This window comes from Salibacter halophilus, from assembly GCF_008806325.1.
Lineage (GTDB): Bacteria > Bacteroidota > Bacteroidia > Flavobacteriales_G > Salibacteraceae > Salibacter > Salibacter halophilus.
This window is the reverse complement of the sequence record NZ_WACR01000001.1, coordinates 184,142-210,187: the sequence shown is the minus strand read 5'-3', so window position 1 is coordinate 210,187 and position 26,046 is coordinate 184,142. Positions and strand designations below refer to the sequence as shown.

Sequence of the window (26,046 nt, the reverse complement as noted above, 5' to 3'; positions counted from 1 at the left end):
AGCGAGGCGAATATCAGTATTTATTTGTCCTCATTCAAGCCTAATAACAGAAATTAGTGACAGTTGTTTCATAAAAGTCCTTAAAAGTAAGGTCAAAAAAATAGGCCGAAGCCCCTATGTGTTTATTAAGCAAGGCTTTGATTAACGCATTTGTCCCATAGATTGGTATCGCTGAGCGAGTTCCTGATATTTAGCCTGGAACTCTTGTTGTATTTCATCACTTTGCGGATATTTTTGAGTTGCAAGCATAACTGCATTACCCATAATTCCAATTGATTGCTCTAAGTTCGGTTTTACAACGCTCATTTTATTGGGATCGAGACTCAGGTAATAATTGGCAAACTGAGACTCTCGCTCAATAATCTTACGCATTAATTCATTTGCCTTTTCATTGTTGCCTACATTATAATACTGTTCTGCAACCGGTAAGAGCGTTCCGTCATAAGGTACTCTGTCGTTAACAGTTACTTCAACAACTCTGTCAAGGACTTTTTCTGCTCGTTCTTTATCACCTTTATTGGCGAGGTTCTGCGCTAAGCGAGAAAAAGTAAATCGAATGTTGGTTACAAACCTCAGGTTATTTTCATCCATGAAGACTTCTGGATCTCCGTAACCGCCCCAATCAAATTTATTCATCATGTTGTCGTACATTGTTTCAGTAGCGACTCTGCCATAACGTCTCGGACTTCTATTTTTAGTTTCGATCGGAACCAGTCTAAAGGCAAATCCTTCTTGCTGGAAGTAGTCTTCAAGACCGTAGAAAGCGTCATTACCCATTGTGATTGAAAAGTAAAGAGGTCTTTCCCAGTCGAAGTTTGCAAGAATATCCCACATTACCATTTCATTCTTGAGAATATAACGGCCATCAGCCTTCCAGGTAATTTCATCAAGTATTTGATCTTCTAATGAAGGATCAACAGTACCATTAGCCATTACTTTTTCCTTTGGTACATTCAACTTGAATTTCTTAGTTGGAATGATGTTATCCTTTTGACCATTTCCAAGTTGTTGTTTGTATTTATCCATTGTCACAATCGGAATGATCTTTTTGATATCGTAGTATTTGTCTTTATCAATACCGCGAACATTTCCAAATCTCACAAAATCTCTCGTTCCCTGTCTGTATTGATCAGGTGTCATAGAGATTGGAATTGGATCACCATCGTAAGCTTTACGAGCCATTTGCTCAATGTACCAATCAGTGTTGAGTAGCATGAGATTAACTACACGAACATCAGTTCTGTATCCTTCAACTTCCTGTAAATACCAAAGTGGGAAGGTGTCGTTGTCACCATTCGTAAACAATATGGCATTTGGAGCGCAGGAATCGAGGTAGTTTTTTGCAATTTCTCTAGCTGTGTAACGGTCACTGCGGTCGTGATCATCCCAGTTTTCTGATGCCATGAGTACAGGAACAGCTAATAAGCAAACTAGTGTTGTACCGGCAGCAAGTGCTTTAGGATTTACTTTGTCCCTAAAGTGTCTGTAAAGACCCATTACACCCAAGCCAATCCACAACGCAAAAGCGTAGAAAGAACCTACAAATGCATAGTCACGCTCTCTAGGCTGATAGGGATAGTTATTCAGGTAAATTGCAATGGCAATGCCAGTAAAGAAGAATAAAAGGAATACGACTAAAGTATTGCGTTTGTCGTATTTGTATTGGAAGAACAAGCCTATTAACCCAAGAATCAATGGCAATAAGTAGTACTTGTTATACGACCATTTATCTTTGAGTTCATCAGGATACTCATCCATGTTTCCTAAACGTGCTTCATCGATGAAAGGGATTCCACTGAGCCAGTTACCATCAGTGAATTGGTTCTGATCGATACCATGTCCCTGAATATCATTTTGTCTGCCCGCAAAGTTCCAGAGGAAATAACGGCCCCACATCCAATAGATTTGGTAGTTGAAGAAATACTTGAGGTTTTCTCCCATCGTGGGCTTATAGATGGTTTTCATTTCTCCGCTTTGCACGTCTCTGTAGCGCATCGGGTTACCTTCAAAGTCACTCCACGCTTTGTATGCTCTAACGTGATTCGATTTTGAACTCCACATTCTCGGGAAGAGTGTTTCAAACTCATCAGCGTAATTTGGGATGGAGTTCTCGCGAGAATCGGCAATTTCGTATTCGCCTGTTTCTTCATTTGGATAATAAACAGGGCTTCCATCATCGTATGGGTCCTGATTGTCGAGCGGACTATTAAAATAATGTCCTTTTACTAATGGTACATCTCCGTATTGTTCCCTCTTCAAGTAGGAGAGAAGGTTTACCATATTTTCAGGGTTGTTCTCATCGATTGGTGTATCGGCATTTGATCTGATTACGATCATAGCAAATGATGTGTAACCGATCATGAGAACTGTAAAAGCTAAAATTGATGTATTCGCAATAACCTTGTGGTGCTTTTGTGTGTACCACAGTCCGAAAGCAATAGCTGCGATCAGCAATATTCCGAATACAGTTGTTCCAACATGGAATGGTGCTCCCAGACCGTTTGCAAACAATAACTCAAACTTAGCTGAGATATTCACAACCTGCGGAATCAAAATCATTTGAATAAAGCCCAGCAGGACAATTGACAGGATAAATGTGATTATCATGCCCTTTCGAGTAGGTTCAAATCGTTTGAAGTAATAAACGAATAGAATCGCAGGAATAGCGAGTAAGTTCAACAAGTGAACTCCAATTGACAATCCTATCACATAGAAAATGAGAATAAGCCACTTTGTGGAGTGCGGTTCATCGGCAATTGATTCCCACTTGAGAATCGCCCAAAAAACGAGAGCTGTACAAAAAGATGACATTCCGTATACCTCACCTTCAACGGCAGAGAACCAAAATGTATCACTAAATGTAAAGGCTAAAGAACCTACAATAGCACTACCAATAATAGCAATGCCATTTGCGCCACTGAGTTCTTCATTTCTAACAAATTTACGAGCCAGGTAAGTCAGTGACCAAAACATGAACAGAATAGTGAGAGCACTGGAAAGAGCACTCATAAGGTTGATGGCTACGGCAACATTTTGAGGATCGACAAGTAGAGTGAAAATTCTACCCAGTATCATAAAAGTAGGAGCTCCGGGAGGGTGACCAACTTCTAATTTATAAGAGGTAGCAATATATTCACCACAGTCCCAAAAACTCGTGGTTGGTTCAATTGTCATGGCATATACAACAAATGCAATCGCAAAGGTTACCCAGCCACCAATAATGTTTAGTTTCTTAAAATCCATAATGCTCGTTTGATTTCTTAGAAATGTAAAGTGTTTTGGTAAACGCGGTCAAAGTAAATTAAAATCAACTGAAAAAAACCTAAAAAAAGCTTTGAAATCGTTAAAAACGAGGTCGTGTGTTTTTCTATTGGTCAGAACCAAAATTAATTTCGACTCGTTTTTCCGTTAAAAATGGTTAGCAAATGGCACAAAATGTGTTTAGTTGCGTAATTTTGCAGTCTGTTATGAAGCACGCATTAATAATATTATTTTCTTTCCTGAGTCTTGGAGTACTTGCTCAAAAGTACAACGGCTTCAGGCTATCTGCCAACATGGGCGTATCGACTCCTGTTAAACCATTTAACTCAACAGTTGAAGATGATTTTATGAAAGGGCACGCCTCGTCAGGAATAGATGTAGGCTTTCAGGGTGAAGTTTTCTTGTCAAAAAAATGGTCAACTCTTTTGAGATTTGGTTACAACCTATTTGAGGTTAATGACGAAGCAATTAAAAGAGATGCATATCCGGCTAATCCTGACAATGTTGAGTTATCACACACTCCTTATCAAAATCTGTATGTATCAGGAGGCGCGTCATTTAATCAACCACTGATTAAAAATAAATTTGATGTTCAGCCATATGTTATGGCAGGAATCAACTTATTCAAGAATGCTGAAAAAGATTACGTTGTTCAAAACAATGCTGGAGAAGTAGTTGAAAGGTTCAATTCTAAAGCGGTTGTTGATCCGGGATTGTTTTTGAATCCGGGCGTTTCATTTAATTACGCTGTTTTGTCATTCCTCGAGCTTCGTTTTTATACAGAGTTTTCAGGATCTGACCATTTAATTGATCTCGATATTTCATCTATGAAAAATAATTCTACTGTAACTGAGACAAGAGAAGTAGAATACAACTTGCGCTCTGTCAATACAGGTGCTGCACTTTCCTTGAGATTCTAATTTATGGAGGAAATTCAAAAAAAGATTGATAGTGGGTTGGCTCTTCCCATCATGGAGCATTTTTACACCATTCAGGGAGAAGGTAGAAATAACGGGGAAGCAGCTTATTTCATAAGACTTGCAGGGTGTGATGTAGGATGTGTGTGGTGTGATGTGAAAGAGAGCTGGGACGCTGATCAACATCCGGTATTATCAGTTGAAGAAATTGTTGAAGATGCTGTAGCCACTAATTCGCCAAATATCGTGATCACTGGAGGTGAGCCTGCAATGTACGATCTATCGGTTCTGACCGAAAAACTCAAACAAGAAAACTTAAAGGTTTGGATGGAAACCAGCGGAGCACACCCCATTACAGGTAGCTGGGACTGGATTTGTTTTTCACCAAAAAAGTTCAAAAAGCCACTCGATGAAGCTTACGATAAGGCACACGAGTTGAAAGTAGTTATCGCGAACAGGAATGACTTTAAGTGGGCAGAGTCTCATGCTAAAAAAGTAGGATCTGACTGTGAGCTTTACTTACAGCCTGAGTGGTCAAGAGAGGAGAAGTTATTACCCAAAATAATCGATTACGTTAAGGAAAATCCCAAATGGAAGATTTCACTGCAAACGCATAAATACATGAATATTCCTTAACCTTGTAGCGACCTTTATCATAATCGCAAAACAATGAAGTTTTTTATCAAGTCTGTCGTTTTAATAGCCCTGTCATTCCTAACTATTACAGCGTGCAAAGCTCAACCTAAAGAGCTCGCGACCAATAACAGAAAAGCAAAAGAATACTTTGAGCAGGCGAACAAATATTTCCGTCTTCGTTACATTGAGGATGCTTTGAACACCATTGATAAGGCGATTGAAAAAGATGAAGAATTCATTGATGCTTATGTTTTAAAAGCTGAGCTTTTAGTGGAGATTGACGATCTTGAACAAAGTATCAATTACTACAAGAAAGGAATTTCAATCGATTCAACTTTCAATCCGCGGGTGTATCTCGAATTAGCTCATGTCCAGAGCAAAGCCCTAAAACTCGATGAAGCTCTCGAAACCATCAAAGCGTATCACCGATTTAAGGAAGATGATTACTGGGACGATAAAGCAGAGGAAATAAAACAAACCACAAAAACGCGCAAAGAGTTGATCGAAAATCCTGTTGATTTTGATCCTCAGAACCTTGGCCCGGGAGTAAACAATCGCTTTTACGAACACTCCCCAACATTGCGTGCCGATGGTAAACTCATTTACTTCACGAAAAATCAACCACGAGTAGGAGCTATGTCTTCATCTCGTAGCGAGTTTGACGAAGATATTTACATGTCTCGCAAAAAAGGAGATGGCACCTGGGCAAAAGCTGAGAGATTGAGTAAATCCATCAATTCTCCCTACAGGGAAGGAGCGGCTTGTATTTCCCCTGATGGTAATTACATCTTTTTCACTTCTTGCGGAAGAAGAGAAGGTCTGGGAAGCTGCGATCTTTACATCGCGAGCAGAAAAGGAGAACAATGGGTAAACCCAAGGAATCTCGGGAAAGCTGTAAACACGCGCCATTGGGATTCTCAACCATCATTCTCGAGTGATGGTCGCACCTTGTATTTTGTGAGTAACCGCCCTGGTGGACCAGGAAAAAAAGACATTTGGATGACTCAAATCGGTGATGATGGTAAATGGTCAGATCCAAAACCGGTACCTTTTAATACTCCCGGAGATGATCTGTCTCCTTACGCTCACCCTGATAACAAGACATTTTACTTTTCCAGCGATGGTTATCCCGGTATGGGAATGCGCGATATGTTTGTCGTTGAAAAAATCTCAGCAGATTCATTTGGAGAGCCGAAAAACCTCGGTTACCCTATCAACACGCTGGATGACGAAGTGAGTTTGTCTGTTGGAGCTGATGGCAAGAAAGCTTATTATGCGAGCGGAATGCCGGGAGGCTTTGGGAAATGGGATCTCTACAGCTTTGAGTTACCCGAATATGCACGTCCAACTCCCGTTACTTATGCAAGAGGAAAAGTGTACGACAAGAAAACCGATAAGCCGCTGAGAGCTAAATTCGAGCTCATCGATCTGGAAACGCAGGAACGAGTAGTGGAATCATACTCAGATCCTGAAAACGGTGAGTTCCTGGTTGTGGTTCCGACCGAAAAAAACTACATGCTCAACGCTTCAGCTGAGGGATATTTGTTCTTCTCTGAAAACTTTGAACTCTCGGGTGAAAAAGGTAAAGACGTTGACAATTATGCATTTGATGTCCCTATGAAGCCTATCGAAAAAGGCGAAACGGTTGTATTGAAAAACATCTTTTTTGAAACTGATAAGTACAAACTCAAGCCCGAGTCAAAAGCCGAGTTGACAAAACTTGTAGAATTTTTGAACAATAACCCCACTTTGAAGATTGAAATAGGCGGGCACACTGATAATGTTGGAAGCAAAAATTACAACCAGCAATTATCAGAGAACAGAGCGAAGTCTGTCTACACCTATTTAATTGATGCGGGAATCAATGCAGAAAGATTGAGCTTTAAAGGCTACAACTTTAGTGAACCCATTGCATCAAATGACACGGAAGAAGGACGTGCCCAAAATAGACGCACTGAATTTAAAATCATTGAAAAGTGACGAAGGAAAAAGTAGATATTTTGGCCATAGCAGCTCATCCTGATGATGTTGAGTTGAGTTGTTCAGGAACCATTATCAAACATGTAAAGCAGGGGAAAAAAGCAGCAATTGTCGATCTCACGAAAGGTGAACTCGGTACACGCGGAACTCCCGAGTTGAGAATGAAAGAAGCTGCAAAAGCTTCAGATGTAATGGGTGTTAGCTATCGTGAAAACCTGAGCATGGACGATGGCTTTTTTCAATACACCAAGGAAAACATTATCAAAATCGCTACACAAATCAGGCGTTTTCAACCTGAGGTAGCACTTATCAATACACCTGAAGATCGCCATCCTGATCACGGCAGGGCGGCAAAACTCATAGCTGATGCTTGTTTTTATTCCGGGTTGAGAAAGATCAAAATGGAGTGGGATGGAGAACCGCTTGAGTCGTGGCGTCCCAAAGCTGTTTATCACTATATTCAGGATCGTTACTTACAACCAGATTTTGTCGTGGATATATCGGCAGAGTGGGATACGAAACTCGAAGCGATAGAAGCTTTCAGTAGCCAGTTTTTCTCTGAAAAATCAGACTCAAAAGAACCTGAAACGCCAATTTCATCGCAATCATTCATCGATTTCCTTGAAGGGAGAGCCGCACAATTTGGTCGTAGCATCAATGCGAAATATGCTGAAGGATTTATAGCTGTTCGCACTCCTGGAGTTGATGATATTACATCGCTCTTGTAAAAAAGCAATCCTACATTCTAATTGATTTTCATGTGATAATCGTATTATTGCGGTTATGCACCTGGCTCTTATCGATTGGATCATAATTGTAGGTTTTTTGCTGCTCACGCTCTACATCGGGTGGCGATTTAAAACCAAAAAAGGCGGAACCATCAGCGACTTTTTTCTCGGTGGTCGAAATTTGCCGTGGTATGTTGCCGGATTGTCGATGGTGGCAACCACATTCGCTGCCGATACACCTTTAGCAGTCTCTGAAATGGTTGCCCAAAACGGAGTCTCCAAAAACTGGCTCTGGTGGAGTTTTTTGTCGGGCGGAATGCTAACAGTATTCTTCTTCGCCAGGCTTTGGAGAAGAGCTAACATCGTGACAGAGCTCGAGTTTATCGACATTCGCTATTCGGGGAAACCTGCTAAACTACTGCGCGGTTTCAAAGCTATTTATTTAGGTGTTTTCATGAACGGGATGATCATCGGGTGGGTAAACCTGGCTTTTGCTGCACTCCTTGAAACTTTTTTCTGTATCGATAGCTCAACAGTTCTTTGGTACGTTTTTGCGGCTATGATTTTTGCCGCGGCTTACAGCTCACTGTCTGGACTTTTAGGAGTTGCCATTACAGATACTGTCCAGTTTTTCATCGCTATGGTCGGAACCATAATTTTGGCCTGGCTCGTGCTTTCAGCTCCTGAAGTTGGGGGAATAGACAATCTCAAATCAGAGTTGCCCGATAGTTATTTTCACCTCTTTCCGCGTGTTGGTGAATCTGGCGGATTACAGGTTTTGAGTTTGTCAATTGGCGCATTTCTCACTTACGTTACTGTTCAGTGGTGGGCCAGTTGGTATCCGGGATCAGAACCGGGCGGAGGTGGTTACATCGCACAGCGAATGATGAGTGCCAAAACAGAACAGGATGCACAAAAAGCAACTCTTTTCTTTCAGATTGCTCATTATTGTGTCCGCCCCTGGCCGTGGATTTTAGTTGGACTTGCGGCTATTTTGCTCTACGATCCGCATTACAGTCTGTCACCTGAAGTCGCTCAACAAATCGAGACGTACAAAGAAGCCGGAATGACTGAGGGTGAGGTACTGGCTCAATTTGGATCTGACCAACAACAAGAAATTGAAAAGCAGGTCAAGTATAGTTTTCAGCCACAATTAGGCTACGTATTTGCCATGCGGGATTATTTGCCAGATGGCTTGCGCGGATTACTACTCGTAGCTTTTTTAGCGGCCTATTTGAGCACCATTTCCACGCAGTTGAACATGGGCGCCAGCTTTTTGGTCAACGATCTTTACATGCCGTTTATCGCGAAAGACAGCTCTAAAAATCAGGTTTTATCTGGTAGAATTGCCACGCTTTTGTTGATGATCGTTGGTATTTTGGTTACTTCGGTGATCGACACAATTGCCGGAGTTTGGGAATTCATTATTGAAGCCGGTGCCGGATTGGGGGCCGTTTTGATTCTGCGCTGGTACTGGTGGCGCATCAATGCCTGGAGTGAAATCGCTGCGATGGTGGCTCCGTTTATCGGGTACTTTATCGGTCAGATCCTTGGCGAGCAACTGGGAGCTGAGTTTGTGGAGAATAAAGGTCCGTATTTATTTACCGTCCTCTTTACCACAATTGCCTGGTTGGTGGCAACTTATGTGACATCGGCCGAGCCTGATGAAAAAATCAAATCCTTTTACGACCGCGTAAAGCCTGAGGGAGCATGGGGAAAGTTCGCTGATCCACTGGTTCGGACCAAAAACAAGCAATCGCTACGTTGGAGGCTCTGGTGCTGGATTTGCGGAATATTACTCACGTATTGTACGCTGTTTGCTATGGGCTCGTTCTTATTGCACGGGAATGAATGGCAGCTCTATACTGTCCTTGCAGCCGGTGGAGCTGTTGGTTTGTCATTCGGTCTCAACCGATTGAAAAAGTGGGATCAGTTGACGTGATTTGGATCTGACCATTAGAGAAAACGCACAACAAGTAAATGCACCGCTCAGCACATTTTGTGCAGCCGTTTTTAGAAAATTTATTACCCTTGCATTTCATTGCAAATTTTTTGAAAAATTGAAGTTTGTCGGCTCGTTTTTGCTGGCGATTTTCAGTTACTTAAAACGTAAATTATTTAAACATGAAACGGATAGTAGGATTAGTACTGGTTTTAATGTTTGGTTTTCAAATTGCATCGCGCGCCAATGAAGGTATGTGGCTACCGATGTTCATTGACAGACTGAACTATGAAGACATGCAGAAAATGGGGCTCAAGTTGACCCCTGAAGAAATTTACAGTGTGAACCATTCTTCTTTGAAGGATGCTATTGTAATGTTGAATGGAGGTTCATGTACAGCTGAGGTAATCTCAAAAGATGGTATGTTATTGACTAACCACCACTGTGCTTACGGTGTTATTCAACAAAACTCAACTGAAGAGCACAATTATCTCGAAGATGGTTTTTGGGCCGGTAATTACGGTGAAGAGCTCAAAGCCGATGGAATGACAGCTTCTTTCCTCGTTCGCATGGAAGATGTGAGTGACAAAATAAATGAAGCTCTTCAGGACACGATGAGCGAGGATGAAAGAAGCCAGGTGATTCGTCAACTTTCTCAAACGATCAAAAAAGAAGCTACTGAAGGCACAGATTACAATGCCAGCGTTAAAAGCTTCTTTGGCGGAAATGAATTTTACTTATTCGTTTACAAAACATATCGTGATGTTCGCTTAGTTGGTGCTCCACCATCTAGCATCGGTAAGTTTGGTGGTAACACTGATAACTGGATGTGGCCACGTCACACAGGTGATTTCTCTCTTTTGAGAATCTATTCTGACCAGGAAGGTGAACCGGCAGATTTCGATCAAAAGAACGTTCCACTTAAACCAAATTATCACCTTCCACTATCAATTGACGGTGTTGAAAAAGGTGACTTTGCAATGATCATGGGATACCCTGGAAGCACTGATCGTTACCTCACTGCTTCAGGAGTTGAAATGGCGATTACAAAAGATCAGCCTGCACGTGTAAAAATTCGCGGTAAGCGACTTGACGTAATGAAAGAACACATGGATGCTGACAAAAAAGTTGATATCCAGTACGCTTCAAAATATGCAGGTGTATCGAATTACTACAAGTATTTCATCGGTCAAACTGAGCAGATCAAGAACAACGATGTCATTGAAAAGAAAAAAGAGCTCGAGAAAGAGTTCCAGAGATGGGTCAACAAAAAGCCGGCACGTAAAGCAAAGTATGGCGATGCACTCAATCTCATCAATGAAGGGTATAAAGAGTTGGAAGAATACATTCTCCCTCAGACTTACTTTGGAGAAGCTGTTTTTGGATCTGAAATTTTGTTGATGGGTTATTACTTATCTCCAATGCGTGGTATTTTAGAACAAAAAGACCCTGATCCAAAACAGTTGAATGCTCAAATTCAAAGAGTAAAAAGCAGAGCAAAGGACTTTTACAAAGATTACGATGTTGCAACTGATAAGGACGTAACTGCAGAGCTACTCAAGATTTATTACAACGACATCGATAAGGATATTCAGCCAGAGTACTTTAAGAAGATCGTTAAACGCAAAGGTCCGGATTTCCACGATGTTGCAGATTACATCTTCCGCAAATCAATGCTTTCTGATACGAATGAACTGAAAGATTTCCTCAACAAACCAAAAGCGAGAAAATTAGATCGAGATCCAGCAGTTCGTTTAGCCGGAGCATTCCTCTCAAAATACCGCAATGAAATTTCTGCTAAAACGAGTGAGATCAATGCGAAAATCGACCGCGGAAACAGACTATTCATAGCTGGTTTACGTGAGATGAATCCGGATAAAAAGTACTATCCTAACGCAAACTCTACAATGCGTTTAACTTACGGACAGGTACTCGACTATTATCCGAGAGATGCAGTTTATTACAACTATTACACAACGCTTGAAGGTGTAATGGAGAAAAAGGATCCAACTGATGACGAGTTTATCGTTCCAGACAGATTGGTGAAGCTATACGAAAACAAGAACTATGGCCGCTACGCTGCTGATGACGGCACATTGCGAGTTAACTTCCTCACGAACAACGATATTACAGGTGGTAACTCAGGTTCACCGGTTATCAACGGAAAGGGAGAATTGATCGGTTGTGCATTTGACGGAAACTGGGAAGCGATGAGCGGAGACATCTTTTTTGAAGATGAAATCCAGCGCACAATCGTTGCCGACATTCGTTACATCCTTTTTGTAATCGATAAATATGCTGGCGCTTCACACTTGTTGAGACAAATGACAATTGTGAAAAGCGAAGAAGAGACTCAAAAATCAACTGAACCTTCAATCAAAGAAGTGAAAGAAGCACCAAAGTCTCAAAACAACGCTGAGCGCAAAAAATAAAAGTCGATTGATGAATTGACTAAAAGGGATCGGTTTACCGGTCCCTTTTTTTGTTTTATGATCCCACGAAAGTAGTATCAGTAAACTGATTCAGCATCCATCCCGTAACACTGTAACGCGGTTTGTTGACGGTCAGAACCTCATGTGGCGTTTCATTGCTCAACATCAATGCGAGCCGCCCGTTTTTTGGAGCCAAATCTTCATGGTCAGATCCATCGAGTGGATAAACCCTGATTTCACCGCCATCTCCCGTTTGCCAGTCTTCATTGAGGTAGAGGATAAACGAAATAACACGCTTGCCATTTACCTGTAACTGATCGATGTGTTTTTCATAATGAGTTCCCACCGGATAGTAAGTCGTGTGCATTTCATAATCCTTAATTCCGAGGAAACAATAGCGGTTCAAATACTGAATAAGATATTGAAGCTGTTCCTGGTAATGCCTCAACGCTTCAACTTCAGTATCTCGTGAAATCCATCTGATATAATCTCCGCGCACCCGATTATCAATCTGATGTAGGTGAGCGGTACCAATTCCGGCCTTTTTCAAATCATCATTAGCCCGTAATCGATCGATATAATCTCTTATCTCGAATGTCAATTCAGGTGATAAAAACGAGTCGATTAAAGCGAAGCCTTTAGTTGCAAGGCTATCTGCCAGGCCTCTGTCCAGTAATTGTTCAGGAGCTTTGAGTTGCTGTTGTAATTTCAATTCTGCAATAAATAATTTGGCAAAGTTACACTCTCATAATAGATGATGTTAAAAATTAACATCATACTTACCCAGCTTTTTATAAATTAGCGAGCCTTAAAGAAAAACGAGGAGTGATTAAGAGGGAAATTAATTCTATAATTTACAAGGTTCTACTTCGTTCATTCTTTTTACTGTCCTTAACGTTTTCTGTTATTTTATTATCGAATTCCGGTACTTATGCTCAATCTGAAGAAGAATTGTTGGAAAGTATAGGTGATGAGCTGGAAGCCGAAGAAGAAAAAGAGAAAAAACTCAAGGAGAAAGAAGAAAAGTATGAAGATTTAAAATCTGACGCAGATAAAGCTCTCGACAAAGAAAAGTTCGATGAGGCGACAAACCTGTACAAACAAATGCAGGAACTTTTTCCTGATCGCGACTATGCCAACAGGCAGCTACGGCTCGTAGAACAAAAGAAAGAACAGCTCCGCCTGGCAAAACTTGATGAACAGTACAATGAGATTGTAGCTGAGGCTGATAAACTGAGAGACAAGGAAAAGTGGGACGAAGCAATTTCAAAATATCAGGAAGCGATCAAGCTCAAACCCGATGATTCTTCAGCAAAATCAGGATTAGAACAGGCCAAAAAAGCCAAAGAAGCTGCGGCCGAGCGCAAGCGGAAAGAGGCTCTCAATGAAAAGTACAACAACATCATCCAGGAAGCTAACGACTTGCTTTCTAACAGCCAGTGGGATCAGGCTATTTCCAAATACCAGGAAGCCAGTAAAGTAAAGCCGGGTGAACAGTTACCCAAAGATAAAATTGCCGAGGCTGAAAAACTCAAAAAGGAGGAAGCTGAGCGCAAAAAACAACAGGCGATAAATGAAAAGTTCGATAAAATAATTGGAGAAGCAAACGATTTTTTGTCGAACAAACAATGGGATAAAGCTATATCCAAATATCAGGAGGCGAGCAAAGTAAAGCCCGATGAACAGCTCCCCAAAGACAAAATTGCGGAAGCCGAAAAACTGAAAAAGGAACAGGCCGAACGCGAGAAACAACAGGCTCTGACCGAAAAATACAACAAGATTATTCAGGAAGCGGATAAGCTTTTGGGCAATAAAATGTGGGATGAAGCTGTAGCCAAATACGAAGAGGCAGCCGAGGTGAAACCTGATGAAGATTATCCTAACAGTCAGATCCAAAAAGCGAAAAACCTCAAGCAGGAGGAAAAAGAGAAAGAGAAGCAGGCAGAGATCGATGCGCAATATCAAAAAGCCGTGAAAGAAGCTGACCGATTGATGGGAGAGGAGCAGTACAAAAAAGCGATATCAAAGTACGAGGAAGCTAAAGCGATAAAAGAATCGGAATCATATCCTGACGAGCAGATCACGAAAGCTAATGAAGCGATAGCTGCTAAAGAAAAGGCCGCTGAGCAAGCAGCAAAGCAAGAGGAGTATGACGGCTTAATAAAACAGGCCGATGAATTGATGAGTGCCGAAAAATGGCAGGACGCTATTGCAAAGTACAAAGAGGCTGGTTCAGTTTTACCTGATAAAGATTATCCAAATCAGCAAATCACAAAAGCCAACGAAGCGATTGCTGCTGATCAAAAACAGGAGGAAAAGAAGGCTCAGTTCGATCAAATGCTTACTGATGCTCAAGCTAAAATTGACAATGAGGAATGGCAATCTGCCCTGGATAAATTAAATGAAGCCGGTTCACTTTTCCCTGAAAGCGAGCGACTCAAAAACATGAAATCCCAGGCAGAAAGCGGCTTGAAAAAGCAGCAGGAACTGGAAAAACAAAAGGCAAAAGAGGAGCGCCAGCAAGCAGCGCTTGAGAATCAGTACAACGAATTGATCGAAAAAGGGGATAAGGCGTTGGATGAAAAAGACTGGGCAAATGCTTCGGCTAATTACAAACAAGCTGCAGATTTACTACCGGAAAAAGAATATCCTAAAAACCAACTTCAAAAAGTTGAAGAGCTCAAAAAAGAAGAAGCTGCCAAGAAGCAAGCTGCAAAAGAAGAGGCTGAGAAACAGGCTGCAGAGCTTGAAGACCGCTACAATGGACTGTTGACGGAAGGAGAAAACGCGATGGAGCGCAAGGAGTGGGAAGCAGCCAAATCTTACTTCAAACAGGCGGCTGAGTTAAAACCTAGTGCTGAGGTTCCGACCAAAAAAATAGAAGAGGTTAACAACAAAATAAAAATGGCTGAGGCTGAAGCTGAACGCCAGGCTGAAAAGGAAAAAGAGAAGGAAGAGCTCAAACAACAGTTCGATGATATTATCAGCCAGGGTGACGAAGCATTGGAAAACGGAGAATTTTCTCAATCGATTGGACTTTACAATAAGGCCGATAATTTAATGCCCGATAATGATGTGGTGGCCGGAAAAATTGAAAGCGCTAAACAAGCGATGAAAGAGGCTGAAGAGGCTGCCAAACAACGAAAGAAGGAAGAAGAGAAAAGACTCGAGGAGCGAGATCAGGAGTTCAGCAGTTTGATGATCAAGGGAGAACAGGCAATTTTGGATAAAGACTGGACGCAGGCCAAATCCTTTTTCCGTCAGGCTCAGTCGTTAAAACCCGCATCATCCGGACCAAAAGAGCGAATAGCTGAAGTGGAGAGAATGATCGAAATGGAAGAAGCCGAAAAGAGGAAACAGCAAGCAGAACAACGACAAAAAGAAAAGAGGAAGGAAAAATACAATGCTCTGGTTCAACAAGCCGATGAAGCTCTACAAAATGAAAACTGGGCTACTGCAAAATCGCTTTACAAGCAAGCTGTTGATATGAACAATGAGGACAACTATCCTCAGAACCAACTCGACAAAATTGATGACTTAAAGCGCGAGGCCGAAAAAAGAGCGGCAGAGCAAGCTAAAGATGATAAATACTCGAACTTCATCAGCAAGGGGAATGAAGCTATGCAGAGTGAAAAATACGGAGTAGCTGTTTCCAATTATCAGCAGGCTTTATCGGTCAAAGCAAATGATCCTGTAGCTCAGGAAAAGCTGGCGACTGCAAGAGCCAAAAGAGATCAGGCCGCGGAAGATGCCAAAAAGAGAGCGGCAGAAAAGCAAAAAGAAGAACTCGCTCGCAAAAAAGCAGAACGCGAAAAACAGGAAAAGGAAAGAGAAGCCAGACTACAGCGCATAAAAGAAAACTCTCCGGAATATTTAGCTGAAAATTACCCGAGCGGCTATTCTCACGAAACAATTGACCAGGGCTATCGACAGGTTGAGAAAAGTGTCATCGTTGAAGATGGGAAAGGCCGCAAACTAATCCGTCTTGTTTATCCGTGGGGACAGGAGTTTTACTACCTAAACGGGAAACGCGTCAACGGAGATGTTTACAATCAGAACGTGAGGCCTTACGTTGATTGATGGAGTGGTTTGAGGCTAAAAAAAGTCAATTGTATTTCAGAAATTAAGGGTTAAAAGGTTTTTTTAGTTCAGTTTAATGTTGGTGGTCGTTATTTATTATTTGCATTAGTCCATTTTTCAATCGCTGAGATTCCATATTGTAGAAGATAATGCAGAGTAAATACGGTATCAATAAGAAGACAAAATCACCTACGGTAGGATCGAAGAGCAAAAAAGAACTAAAAAAACAGTCAAACAAATTAGTAAAATATAAACCAATGGAAGAAGACGAATTTTAATTGAAATGATGCACTTATCACCTTGGCTTTGCATTCTTCCATGTGCAGTTGGAATAAACGAATTTCTTCCTGTTTTTAATATTCGCCTAATTTTAAATTCTTTCTCATTCGCATAGCCTTCATAATCCTTGAATGAGTTTTTGTGAAAGGACATTCCGAATTGCCTTGTGTATTCAGCTCGAGAACTTATGCGCTCAGCTATCTCCTCGGTGTTGAGTTTACTTTTTAGTTTGATATTTTCAAAGGGTACGAGATTCATTTTAATTACCGCCAACGTTTTGCAGCTAAGAGACGTAGGGCGCTACGAAGCACTTTTCTGTCTGGCCGAGACCAAAACTGCTAAGAACCCGAAAATCGCGGAGACTATCGTCCGCCCTATGTTTTATACCCATTGTTGGCCGTAGTTTTCTATTTCTATATATTCAAGAAGTCCCTTGTTGTCAAAATTCAGTTTTGGCTTTACATTTTTATCCATTTTGAACGTAAGTCTAAGTTCATTCTCAGGCTTAAATATTTTTGGTTTCATAAAAATGCTGGGAAACACAGAATGTTTTTGAATCAGCTTGAAAATTTCAGCTGATAATTCAGGATTAGCTCCTTCAAAATCTTTTAGATTTGTTTTGATTTTATGTGCCTTAAAATCAGTATAGTAAACTTTCTGTATTTTCCACTCCTTAGCACCAATTGCCTTTTTAATAGAATTAGCAAATGAACTTATACTTTTGATTTTAAGGATATAGTCTCCAAAATTCTCAGTCATGTGATGTTTTTCATCTAGCTTATGTGTTCCACACAAAATGTAAAAGTTAAAACCTGAAATTGCTGAAGTAAACACCTGTTGGTTATGATTTTCAAAAATTAGATTACAGAAACCTTCTTTTTCATCGCGACTTTTATCTCTCTCTATTTCTCTATAATATTTTAAGGAACCTAATTGAAATTTACCTTTTCTTATAAAGTTCTCATAGGTGTCTTTGGAAATAAATTTATAAAACGTAAAGTCATTGACCTTAATTTGCTCTTCTTTGAGTTCAACTTCACCAAATAGTTCTAGTAGATTTGTTTTATTATCAATCCTGCTTAGGTAATCTGATGTAGCCTGTATTAATCCTTTAAGTTGTTCTTCAGATAAATTGTGGTTTTCCTTTGTGACTGTGATTAATTGAAGAATCAAACTCACTTTTTCATAAGTAAATTCAAACCCAACATTTTTAATAAATTTTCTTTGCATGTGAAGTTAAAATTACGTCCAATGGCCCTATCTATGGCAAGTTCGGGATTTGAAACCTAATCTTTGTCCACCATGCCAATTGTTATTTAGTTGCAATATCTTCATTTTTGCGCAGTGAGACCCGCATTTGCTATAGCAGATTTTGTGCGGTCGTTTTTATTTTTCCTCAATAATGCGTTTGAGGTTTATCCCTTCTTCCTTCATATGTTTTTTAACTGCTTTGAATTCTTTTCTGTGCGTCCATTTGCCAAGAGGTCCGATGCCACGTAAAAACACTTGAGCAGTAAAAAGGCAAGCACCTTTTTCTTCTTCAAAGATGAAAGTCATTTTCGGTATGAACAACCTGTAAAACCAATTGACCATTTTAAACTCAATGTATTGGTTAGGAATGATTTTGGTGAATCGTGTTTCTTTCTTCAGAAGTTGTCCCCCAATTTCTTCTTCGAAGTAAAAAACATTTCCAACTTCTAATCCTTTTCCTTTTCTCCATTCGAATGCGATATGTTCCTGGTGCCAAGCCAAATAATTCTCTTTCATCTTTTCGAAAAAAGAGTAAACGTCCTTGCAGGGAGCATCAATTAATATCTTGTCTTCGAATTTCATCTTTTAAAATTGTGTAGAACGGTTTGGATAAGGCTTTGTGGCGGTTTAAGGCACTATCCTGTCCACCGGAACCAAGGCTGACTATGGAGTGGAAACCTTGCTTTTAGCCGTTCACCAGCCATAAGCTATATGCGTTGTTGTAAACCGTTTTTATTCTATTTTAATAAGTTCACTTTCCAAAACCATATCATACAGATTTGATGTTGATTTCTGTACATATGAATTTTCTTTCGTCTCAATTATCTCAATCGTCAAGATCATTCCTTCTGGTAATTCAATATTATTCGGATTTTCAAGGACTTTTTTAAGTTCAAGGGTATACGTACAATCGTCAACCCATTTCACTTTAAATTCAAGTTTCAGCTTTGATCCTTCTCCATATTCAATTTGCTTTGATCCTTTTCGTGTGATAATTGAATTCCCAACTTCTGCATCAATAATTTTGAATTTTCCGTTTTTAAATTTCTTGCATTCATTCGTCTGTCCAAAAGTGACAGTTGAAAAGCAAATCAAAACTAATACAATTAGGTTTCTCATATTTTTTAATGGTTTACAACTAAGAGACATAGGGCGCTACGAAGCACTTTTTTGTCTGGCCAAAACCAAACTTACTAAGAATCTTAAACTCGCGAAAACCACTGTCCGACCTATGTTTTTTAACCATTGTTGTGCGTTCGTGCTTTTATTTTCATTATCATTTTTAAGTCAGTGTACAGGTAAAATGCAGCTATTGTCATTGCTCCAATTCCTGCTATTTGTGATTTCCAATTGCTAGGGTAGAGAATCATGTAAACACCTAAACCAATAAGAAACAAACAAAATGGATAGGCAAACAGTCGAATTACAACCTTTTTTAATGTCCACTCTTTTTCAGGTTTCTCGATATTCCTTTGAACTGGAACGTCATTCTTTACGTCAACAAGGTTATTAAGAAAAGTGTCAATATTTCTCTTATTCCAACCGAATGAAGCTACAGAGCTCCATTTATTCGGGTCGCAAATACTGTTCAATAAAAGTCTGTCTTTGTCTTTGATTATTGTAATCATTTCTCCCCAACTGCCTGTCCAATTCCAAGGTCGGTAAGCCCGGAATATTTTTTTGTCGTTGAATTCAATTTGCCATTCATACTCTTTTGCTGTCCTTTCAATTGCTTCTTGAAATTCTTGGTCAGTGTACTTAACTTTTACTTCTCTAAATCTTAGTCGTCTTTTCTGAATGAAGTAAAAGACAGCCGCAGGAATTATCCAAGGCCAAGTTGTCGAAATGAGTTCGTCCACAGTTCTAACTCCGTCATAAGTTTCAGTGACGTAAATTTCAAATAGACTGAAAAGAGTTAGTCCGGGTATGAATAGAATGAACAATACAATGAAAAAATGGTCAAGAGTCTGCCAACGACTTAGTTTTAGTCGTTTGGTTTGTTTCATTATGGCAATCTTTTCCTTATTCATTGTCTTTTTTTGCATGACGCACAACGGTTTCGGGTAAAAAACGTAGGGTGCTACGAAGCACTTTTCTGTCTGGCCGAAACCAAACTTGTTAAGAATCCAGAACTTGCGGAACCTACCGCAGGGAGTTCATGAGCCAAAGGCGAATAAACCACTGCTATGCACTGAGCTTCTCGAAGTGTCCGGCCTATGTATTCATAGGTGCTGTTGTGTAGTTTCTTTACAGTTTCCCTGCTTCTTTTAGGGCCTTGTTTAGTCTTTTTACATCTGCTTGGATTTGAGGACGAATTTTACTGAACGCATCTTTTATCGCTTCAGGATATGTCCTTTTAACAGCACTTTTTATAGAGTATCCATAGTAGTATGCTACGGTAGATTTAGCTTCGCCAATTGCTGAATATTTACCGATCAATCTATTCTGACTATCCATTATTCTTAGCTCAACTTCTACTTTGTACTTAATAGTTTGATATGGCATACCAAACAAGTTTGGTACTGTTAATGTAAAACTAGATAACAATAACATGCCCATTCCCGGACTATAGTCAAGTACATTCTTCTTGTATGCGATGTAACCGTATTTATCACCATATGGATTAATGAGGTTCTTTTCAACCTCTTCAGTGAATACCTTCAGCTCATCATCATTCGTATTTACAGTTGTATTAGCTAAGTCTTCCATTCTTCTTTCTAGTGAGAGAAGTTTAGGAGAGATTGGATCCTTTTGGACTGATATCATTGAAGGATCCCAAGCTTTACAGCCTGTCATGAAAATAATTGTGAGAATTAAGATTGAATTTTTCATATCGATTGTTTTAGTTACGTATTTGTCACGGTTTATAATAGTTGAAGATTAACGGCCTAACTTTTCAGTTTATCACTTACTATCATTTTATGATAACAATTTCGTTTTATCACTTTCTCTCTAAAGACTGCATTAGTCTTTAATTAACGCATGGTCTTGAAACCAAACATTCATATTTTGCAATCCCTTTTGTATGACTAACAATTTCGAAGCCTTTCGCAAGGTATTTCTTTAATTCCTTTGTAATCAGTTTTTTCATTTTAATGCTGCCTAACGGTTAGGCTAAAAAGCGTTGCTGTCCCGAAGGGCAGTTATGATTTTTTAGCCATTGTTGGCGATAGTTTAATTTTAAAGAATAAGATAAAGGCCATAATACTTGTAAGTAGATAAATGATTCCCATAATACGATTGAACAAGAAGGAATCAGGTTGGCTAACAACAGTATCAATTTTCAATAATGATATTTGCTTATTGAAATCCTCAACTGAAAGTTCCTCTTCGTTATCACCATTTTGAACAATCACTTGCCCTTCTGAATTAGGGGTAACATTTATAGACTTGTTTTCATTTCCATATTGAGCTAAATAATGAATTTCTTTTTTGTCTTTAAAGAGTGATAAGTATTCTGGTAGTTCAGGTGAGAATAGAATATATAACCCAGCAATAAATGTGAATACCCCCATAATCAGAAGTTTTCTTTTTCTCCTAATTTTCTTCTTCTCTTTTGGGAAGGTTTCAGATAATTTATCAACGTTATTGACATCTGTTATTCTGAAATCAAAATCTAAAGAGTTATAGAATTCGTCACTGATATCTTCAATTTCAGTTTCTTGAGGGATTTCGATTAATGTTTCGAACTCTATCTGTTCACCTTTTTTGAGTAAATCCCATTTTATTTCCAATGTTGTGTCGTCTAACTTGTTTAAGTCAACGGTGGCACCTTGGGGTACTTCTGATAAACTTGATTCTAACCATTTGAATTCATTTTTTGATTTTATTCTTAATGGTTTATAAACACTCGATTTGTCTATATCTTTATGTCCATTATTTACAAGAGTTCCTTTGAATAGAATAAGATAATTATCAATGCTATTTCCTGCATAGTTAACATCAATATTCAGTCTATTTATCTCTTTCTTAAAAAGGCTATAGCATTCTTTTTTTTCTAATCCAATTGATACTTTTTTTTGAGATTTTTTTGTGGTCCAAATAGTATATACTCCAAATATCAGAGTAAGTACTATTCCACCGATTCCTAAAATTGTTCCAATCATATTTTCTTAATTATCGCCAACGGTCTCGGGTAAAAAAACGTAGGGCGCTACGAAGCACTTTTCTGTCCGGCCGAAACCAAACTTTCTAAGAACCCGAAACCAGCGGAAACCATTGTCCGCCCTATGTTTTTTAACCAATGTTATGTGCCGTGTTTTTATCTGTCCGACACGAAATTAGAAACCATGCCAGATCGCAATTTTAACTTAAACCTATACTCAACTAAATTATCGAAAAAAAGCGACTCAAAAACTTCGCTTAAGTTCCATCAAAAAATTGATTGCTCATCAGCCAATATGGTGACTCATTTTTCAGTCCAACCAAATACCAAAACAATCCTTAACTGTCCGAGCCTAACCAACTATCAAACTCTGTCGGCATGTTTCTTAAACCCCTTATCCAGCATCATCATTCGTAATCAGCCCGATAAATCAGCACCGAGGTTCACATGGCACATTAACGTTTTGCAGCTAAGAAACGTGGGGCTTTTTGGAGCACTTTCCTATCCGCCTGTGACAAATATAGCCACGAAGAACGAACTTGGCGTTTATCACTACCCGCCCCATGTTTTCTTAGGTGCTGTTGTAGCCAGTTATTTTATTTTTTCCAGTAATAGTACCACCTAATTCTGTAAGTCATTGATTCAAAAATCATAGTCAATTTGGAATAGTGATTATCTGTCTCCCAGACTGTACTTCTAGTCAAGTAATCTCCTCGTCCTGAAGTTGATTCTGTCTTTTGCGGTTCTGTATCCTGATTTGTCGGTTCACCGAGTTGCTCGATTAAAGTCGATTTTATTTTCTCGTATTCAGAATTGTACTGTTTCAGTTTTTTGCTTTCTACTTCCCATATTTCTTGTTTCTTGAAATAATTTCCATATTTCTCCCTTTCCCAGTCATAACTTATATATCTGATAATTGAGTCTGATTCAGAATAAAAGTATTCAGCGTAAAGAGGTAAAAAACCCGTCTGCTCACGTTGAATTATTATTGGCTTTGCTAATTTGTACTTGTCAACTAGAGGATAAATGCTTTTTGAGAGCGAGACATTCTTGTCGAGAACTTCTATTTGTTTACTAAGCGAATTTTCAAAGTCAATCGCCTTATCAACTGTCGTTTGTTCTGTCCAAATTTTTACTTCGTCCTTCTTTCCACTGAACCTTGCTAAAAGTAGGAAAGTGAATGTTAGAAGTAATGTCATTGAGTTTCTCATTTTGTCTTTTTTAATTGGCTACAACGTTTTGCAGCTAAGAAACGTGGGGCTTTCGGAGCACTTTCTTGTCCGCAAGCGACAAAAGTAGCCACGAAGAACAAACCTTGCGGAAACCACTGTCCGCCCCATGTTTTCTTAGGTGCTGTTAGCCACAGTATTTTTTCATTTTCACATCGAAGTTTTTCCGTCATACCATAAATAATGTAATGCTCTCATTGCGTCAATACAGTGATTTCCCCAATGGTGATTAAATCCAAATTTCAGTTGCCATAAAGCGTCTTCTATTGATTCGTCAGTGCCGACTTTGTCAATTTTTGTTAGTTCTTCTTTTAGGTCTGCATAAATGTCTGCAAAGTCGTCTACTAACCAACCTTGTGTCGGTTCGTTTTTCTTGTCATATGCTGGTTCGAATACTTCCCAATAGAAGCATTCTTTTCCAAGTTTAGAAATCAGACCTTTATTCATTTCTCTGAGTTCGTTTTGGTCAATTTCGTTGAATTCGCTTTTAGAGCTCGAATGAATTAGGTCAATTGTCTCAAGTTCCAATGCAGTCCGATAAAGTTCTGATAATGCTTTATGAGATTCCTTGTAGAATTGCTCTTGGTTTAAATCACCATTTTCCAACAAAGTCGCAAAATGTCGAGCAGCGTTTAAGAAGTCAGTTGTTGATTTCTTATTCAGCAATTCTGTTATTTCTGTCGACAGTTGTTTCATTGTCTTTTCATATTGTGGCTAACTAGGTTATAAGTTGACAAAAGGTTAACTTATCCCCGAAAATTAGTAGTGATAAGCTGACTTTTGGTTGTTACTTAACATTATATAATTCATTTCTCCCTTCATAATTACTAAATAATCACCAAATTACCAACAACTCCTTTTCCTTAGTTTTATGAAGATAGTTATAAAAGAGGATTTAAAGTCAAATAGCTGAGTCTGCTATTTGCAAAATAGATGGTTGATTAACTCCTTCAGCTATCAAATTGGTGAAATTTTAACTTCGTCTGGAGAAATTTGGGTACATTAGTTTTAAATGTGCCTGAAATAAGGAGTGAAAATGCACAATATTTGGGTTTGCTCTTCTTGTTATGAGGGCATGATATTATTTTTTGGTGATTTGAATTACTGCATTCTTTCTTAGATATTTAACAGTAATTGACCGCCAAAATAAACCACCACAATTATGAAAAAGATTCTATCGCTTCTATTCATATCAGCTTTTGTGTTTTTATTCTCAAAACTCAATGCTCAATCAAACAATAGCTTAGAGAATAAGAATAGAGAATACACGCTCAAATTTCCGGTTAGCTCTTTGCTGGGAGATGTTTTCTCAAATAGTATGGGGTTTTCTTTAGGCCTTGAAACAACAGGAAAAAAAGGATGGAGCTTTACGCAAGAAGCCGGTTATATTTTTGATGTTGATTACAGAGATGGTTTGTTTTTCGGATCGCGTTTAGAGGATTTAAATGGAATTCGATTAACTTCAGAATTGAGAAGGTATGAGCATCCGGATAACTTTTTTCCGGGTTCAGGATTTTTTGCGAGTTTAGAATGGGATAACTTTTTATTGAGAGGTGAGGAATTATCAGAAGGAAAAATCGTTCAGTCTGAGGTCTACCGTAGCGGACTCACATTTAATATTGGCAAAAAGTACCTGGTCAGATCCGGCAATTCGAGCAGCTTGACATTGGATTTGCTCGGTGGAGGCGGACTGGGATTTGGCCTTGATTCAAGTGATTCTAATTATTTCCCATTGTTAAACTTCGATGTAAAACTTGGTTTTGCAATGCATTGAGAAACGACCATTTATCACTGTGACTTATGAAAACAAACTTTAGCTACATCATATTCTCATTGGCAATATGCGCTGTTCTTTTCAATCCAAAATCTGCGTATTCTCAAAACGATAGTCTGTTAGAAAATCAAAATGAGATATATTTAAAGTTGCCCGTAAGTCCACTGGTTGGAGATATCTTCACTAGCTCTTATGGAGCGTCTCTGGGACTGGAAAAAGTAGGCAAAAAAGGCTGGAGTTTTGGGCAGGAAGCTGGATTCTTGCTAGATGTACCTGGACATAGCTCTATTTTTGGTGGTGAAAGTGTCGATCAACTACGTGGAATACGGTTGACGAGTGAGGTGCGTAAATACTTCAAAACTGAAAAGTTAAAACCGCATAGTGGATTCTTCGTCAGCACTGAATGGGATAACATCATTACTCAATCTAAACTCTCCTATAGCGAAACGGCAGAATTAGAATACGGCTATCGAACATCACTTTCTGCAAACGCAGGTTTCAAGGTGTTTTGGGACAAAGAAAAGACCGGAAACCTCACATTAGAGTTTTTAGCAGGCCCGTCATTGATGTATGCTGATGCTCCATATATCGATAAAAATGGATTTGGCGGATGGCTGAATTTTGATTTTAAGTTAGGGTATTTATTGAGGTAACTAGTTTAACAGCTATTCTAAAGTTCGGCATGCATATAACCACTAACTTTTACACTGCCTTTTCTAATTATTACCAACTTTTCTCTATTAATTCAGAGTTAAATTTGTATTATTGACCTTCAACCTAAAATTTTATTTTTATGAAAAACTTTAAAAGCCTTGGGTGGCTAGCCTTATCTGCACTATTAGTATTCTCATCATGCAACAAAGATGATGACGATGATGAACCGCAACCACAGCCAAAACCAACTGAAAGCTACTCTGTCACTGTTGGTGATGAAGATTTCGAAGTTGGCAAAGTGTTAGACTCATTTATGGTTGCTTCACAATACAGAACCGAAACTTCAGTATTTTCAAGTACTATTAAAGAAAATATTGTTACAATACAGATGTTTGGCCAGCAAGGTAATAATTCTTTAGAAGTTGGTGTTAGTAGTCCTTACAGAACAACTGAAGGAGATAACCCTGGTGTTGAAAAAAAGAGTTACACTAGAGAAGGCGATGATTGCATAGAAGAAGGTAATAGTCAAATTTGTGACCGTTTCGAGTTTGTATACACAAAATATGAGAGTAACGGTACAACAACTGTTTACACTTTTAATTCGAAATCAGCTTACGGCTCTATGGAAATAACCAGATTTGATACTAATAATAAAAGAGTAACAGCTGTTTTTGATGCCATGGCGTATACCAGTGACGAATCTGACTCAATTAAAATTGAGGGTGAAGCTAAATACGTTCCTTTTGAGATGTATTAAATTAGATAACCAATCAATAAA

The 26,046-nt window shown here is 39.2% G+C and carries 20 protein-coding genes; 10 read left to right on the top strand and 10 right to left on the bottom strand.

What is annotated here, in order from left to right:
* Nucleotides 1-141 precede the first annotated feature (141 nt).
* Entirely contained in the window at nt 142-3,243 is a 3,102-nt protein-coding gene (locus F3059_RS01000; RefSeq protein ID WP_151166065.1) for a glycosyltransferase family 117 protein, read from the bottom strand.
* A 224-nt stretch (nt 3,244-3,467) separates the two neighbouring features.
* Between F3059_RS01000 and F3059_RS00995 the strand changes: the two genes are divergently transcribed.
* From F3059_RS00995 to F3059_RS00970, 6 genes are all read left to right on the top strand, one after another.
* Complete coding sequence (locus F3059_RS00995; RefSeq protein WP_170264966.1) at nt 3,468-4,181, top strand: outer membrane beta-barrel protein; 714 nt, start codon at nt 3,468-3,470, stop codon at nt 4,179-4,181.
* Between the two features lie 3 nt (nt 4,182-4,184).
* Nucleotides 4,185-4,814: a 7-carboxy-7-deazaguanine synthase QueE gene (locus F3059_RS00990; RefSeq protein WP_151166063.1), complete on the top strand. Its 630-nt coding sequence runs from the start codon at nt 4,185-4,187 to the stop codon at nt 4,812-4,814.
* A gap of 33 nt (nt 4,815-4,847) precedes the next feature.
* On the top strand, nt 4,848-6,794 hold the full coding sequence (locus F3059_RS00985) for an OmpA family protein (RefSeq protein WP_151166062.1): 1,947 nt from the start codon (nt 4,848-4,850) through the stop codon (nt 6,792-6,794).
* Nucleotides 6,791-7,522, top strand: coding sequence for a bacillithiol biosynthesis deacetylase BshB1 (gene bshB1 / locus F3059_RS00980; protein ID WP_151166061.1), 732 nt, complete (start codon nt 6,791-6,793; stop codon nt 7,520-7,522). Before F3059_RS00985 ends, bshB1 begins: the two co-directional genes overlap by 4 nt.
* A gap of 55 nt (nt 7,523-7,577) precedes the next feature.
* The gene (locus F3059_RS00975; protein ID WP_151166060.1) at nt 7,578-9,464 is read left to right on the top strand and encodes a sodium:solute symporter family protein; all 1,887 of its coding nucleotides are present in this window, start codon (nt 7,578-7,580) and stop codon (nt 9,462-9,464) included.
* Between the two features lie 182 nt (nt 9,465-9,646).
* Entirely contained in the window at nt 9,647-11,896 is a 2,250-nt protein-coding gene (locus tag F3059_RS00970; protein ID WP_151166059.1) for a S46 family peptidase, read from the top strand.
* Nucleotides 11,897-11,951: 55 nt separating this feature from the next.
* On the opposite strand, the gene F3059_RS00965 is transcribed toward F3059_RS00970, so the two are convergent.
* Complete coding sequence (locus F3059_RS00965; protein ID WP_151166058.1) at nt 11,952-12,608, bottom strand: 2OG-Fe(II) oxygenase; 657 nt, start codon at nt 12,606-12,608, stop codon at nt 11,952-11,954.
* 113 nt (nt 12,609-12,721) lie between these two features.
* Here F3059_RS00965 and F3059_RS00960 point away from each other — a divergent pair, with 113 nt between their 5' ends.
* Entirely contained in the window at nt 12,722-15,976 is a 3,255-nt protein-coding gene (locus tag F3059_RS00960) for a hypothetical protein (protein ID WP_151166057.1), read from the top strand.
* 660 nt (nt 15,977-16,636) lie between these two features.
* On the opposite strand, the gene F3059_RS00955 is transcribed toward F3059_RS00960, so the two are convergent.
* The 8 genes from F3059_RS00955 to F3059_RS00920 all read right to left on the bottom strand — a co-directional run bounded on the left by F3059_RS00955 (nt 16,637) and on the right by F3059_RS00920 (nt 23,536).
* On the bottom strand, nt 16,637-17,485 hold the full coding sequence (locus tag F3059_RS00955; protein WP_151166056.1) for a hypothetical protein: 849 nt from the start codon (nt 17,483-17,485) through the stop codon (nt 16,637-16,639).
* A gap of 156 nt (nt 17,486-17,641) precedes the next feature.
* On the bottom strand, nt 17,642-18,088 hold the full coding sequence (locus tag F3059_RS00950; protein ID WP_151166055.1) for an SRPBCC family protein: 447 nt from the start codon (nt 18,086-18,088) through the stop codon (nt 17,642-17,644).
* Between the two features lie 150 nt (nt 18,089-18,238).
* The gene (locus F3059_RS00945) at nt 18,239-18,625 is read right to left on the bottom strand and encodes a hypothetical protein (RefSeq protein WP_151166054.1); all 387 of its coding nucleotides are present in this window, start codon (nt 18,623-18,625) and stop codon (nt 18,239-18,241) included.
* 119 nt (nt 18,626-18,744) lie between these two features.
* The gene (locus tag F3059_RS00940) at nt 18,745-19,536 is read right to left on the bottom strand and encodes a hypothetical protein (protein ID WP_223274522.1); all 792 of its coding nucleotides are present in this window, start codon (nt 19,534-19,536) and stop codon (nt 18,745-18,747) included.
* Between the two features lie 217 nt (nt 19,537-19,753).
* Nucleotides 19,754-20,338 (bottom strand): hypothetical protein, encoded by a 585-nt coding sequence (locus tag F3059_RS00935; RefSeq protein ID WP_151166053.1) that lies wholly within the window; start codon nt 20,336-20,338, stop codon nt 19,754-19,756.
* A gap of 311 nt (nt 20,339-20,649) precedes the next feature.
* Nucleotides 20,650-21,612 (bottom strand): hypothetical protein, encoded by a 963-nt coding sequence (locus F3059_RS00930; protein ID WP_151166052.1) that lies wholly within the window; start codon nt 21,610-21,612, stop codon nt 20,650-20,652.
* A 595-nt stretch (nt 21,613-22,207) separates the two neighbouring features.
* A complete protein-coding gene (locus F3059_RS00925; RefSeq protein ID WP_151166051.1) occupies nt 22,208-22,810 on the bottom strand; it encodes a hypothetical protein in 603 nt (200 codons plus the stop codon).
* Between the two features lie 180 nt (nt 22,811-22,990).
* A complete protein-coding gene (locus F3059_RS00920) occupies nt 22,991-23,536 on the bottom strand; it encodes a DUF5063 domain-containing protein (RefSeq protein ID WP_151166050.1) in 546 nt (181 codons plus the stop codon).
* Between the two features lie 466 nt (nt 23,537-24,002).
* Here F3059_RS00920 and F3059_RS00915 point away from each other — a divergent pair, with 466 nt between their 5' ends.
* The 3 genes from F3059_RS00915 to F3059_RS00905 all read left to right on the top strand — a co-directional run bounded on the left by F3059_RS00915 (nt 24,003) and on the right by F3059_RS00905 (nt 26,025).
* The gene (locus tag F3059_RS00915) at nt 24,003-24,614 is read left to right on the top strand and encodes a hypothetical protein (RefSeq protein ID WP_151166049.1); all 612 of its coding nucleotides are present in this window, start codon (nt 24,003-24,005) and stop codon (nt 24,612-24,614) included.
* 26 nt (nt 24,615-24,640) lie between these two features.
* Nucleotides 24,641-25,267, top strand: coding sequence for a hypothetical protein (locus tag F3059_RS00910; protein WP_151166048.1), 627 nt, complete (start codon nt 24,641-24,643; stop codon nt 25,265-25,267).
* A 140-nt stretch (nt 25,268-25,407) separates the two neighbouring features.
* Nucleotides 25,408-26,025, top strand: coding sequence for a hypothetical protein (locus F3059_RS00905; RefSeq protein WP_151166047.1), 618 nt, complete (start codon nt 25,408-25,410; stop codon nt 26,023-26,025).
* The last annotated feature ends 21 nt before the right edge of the window (nt 26,026-26,046 follow it).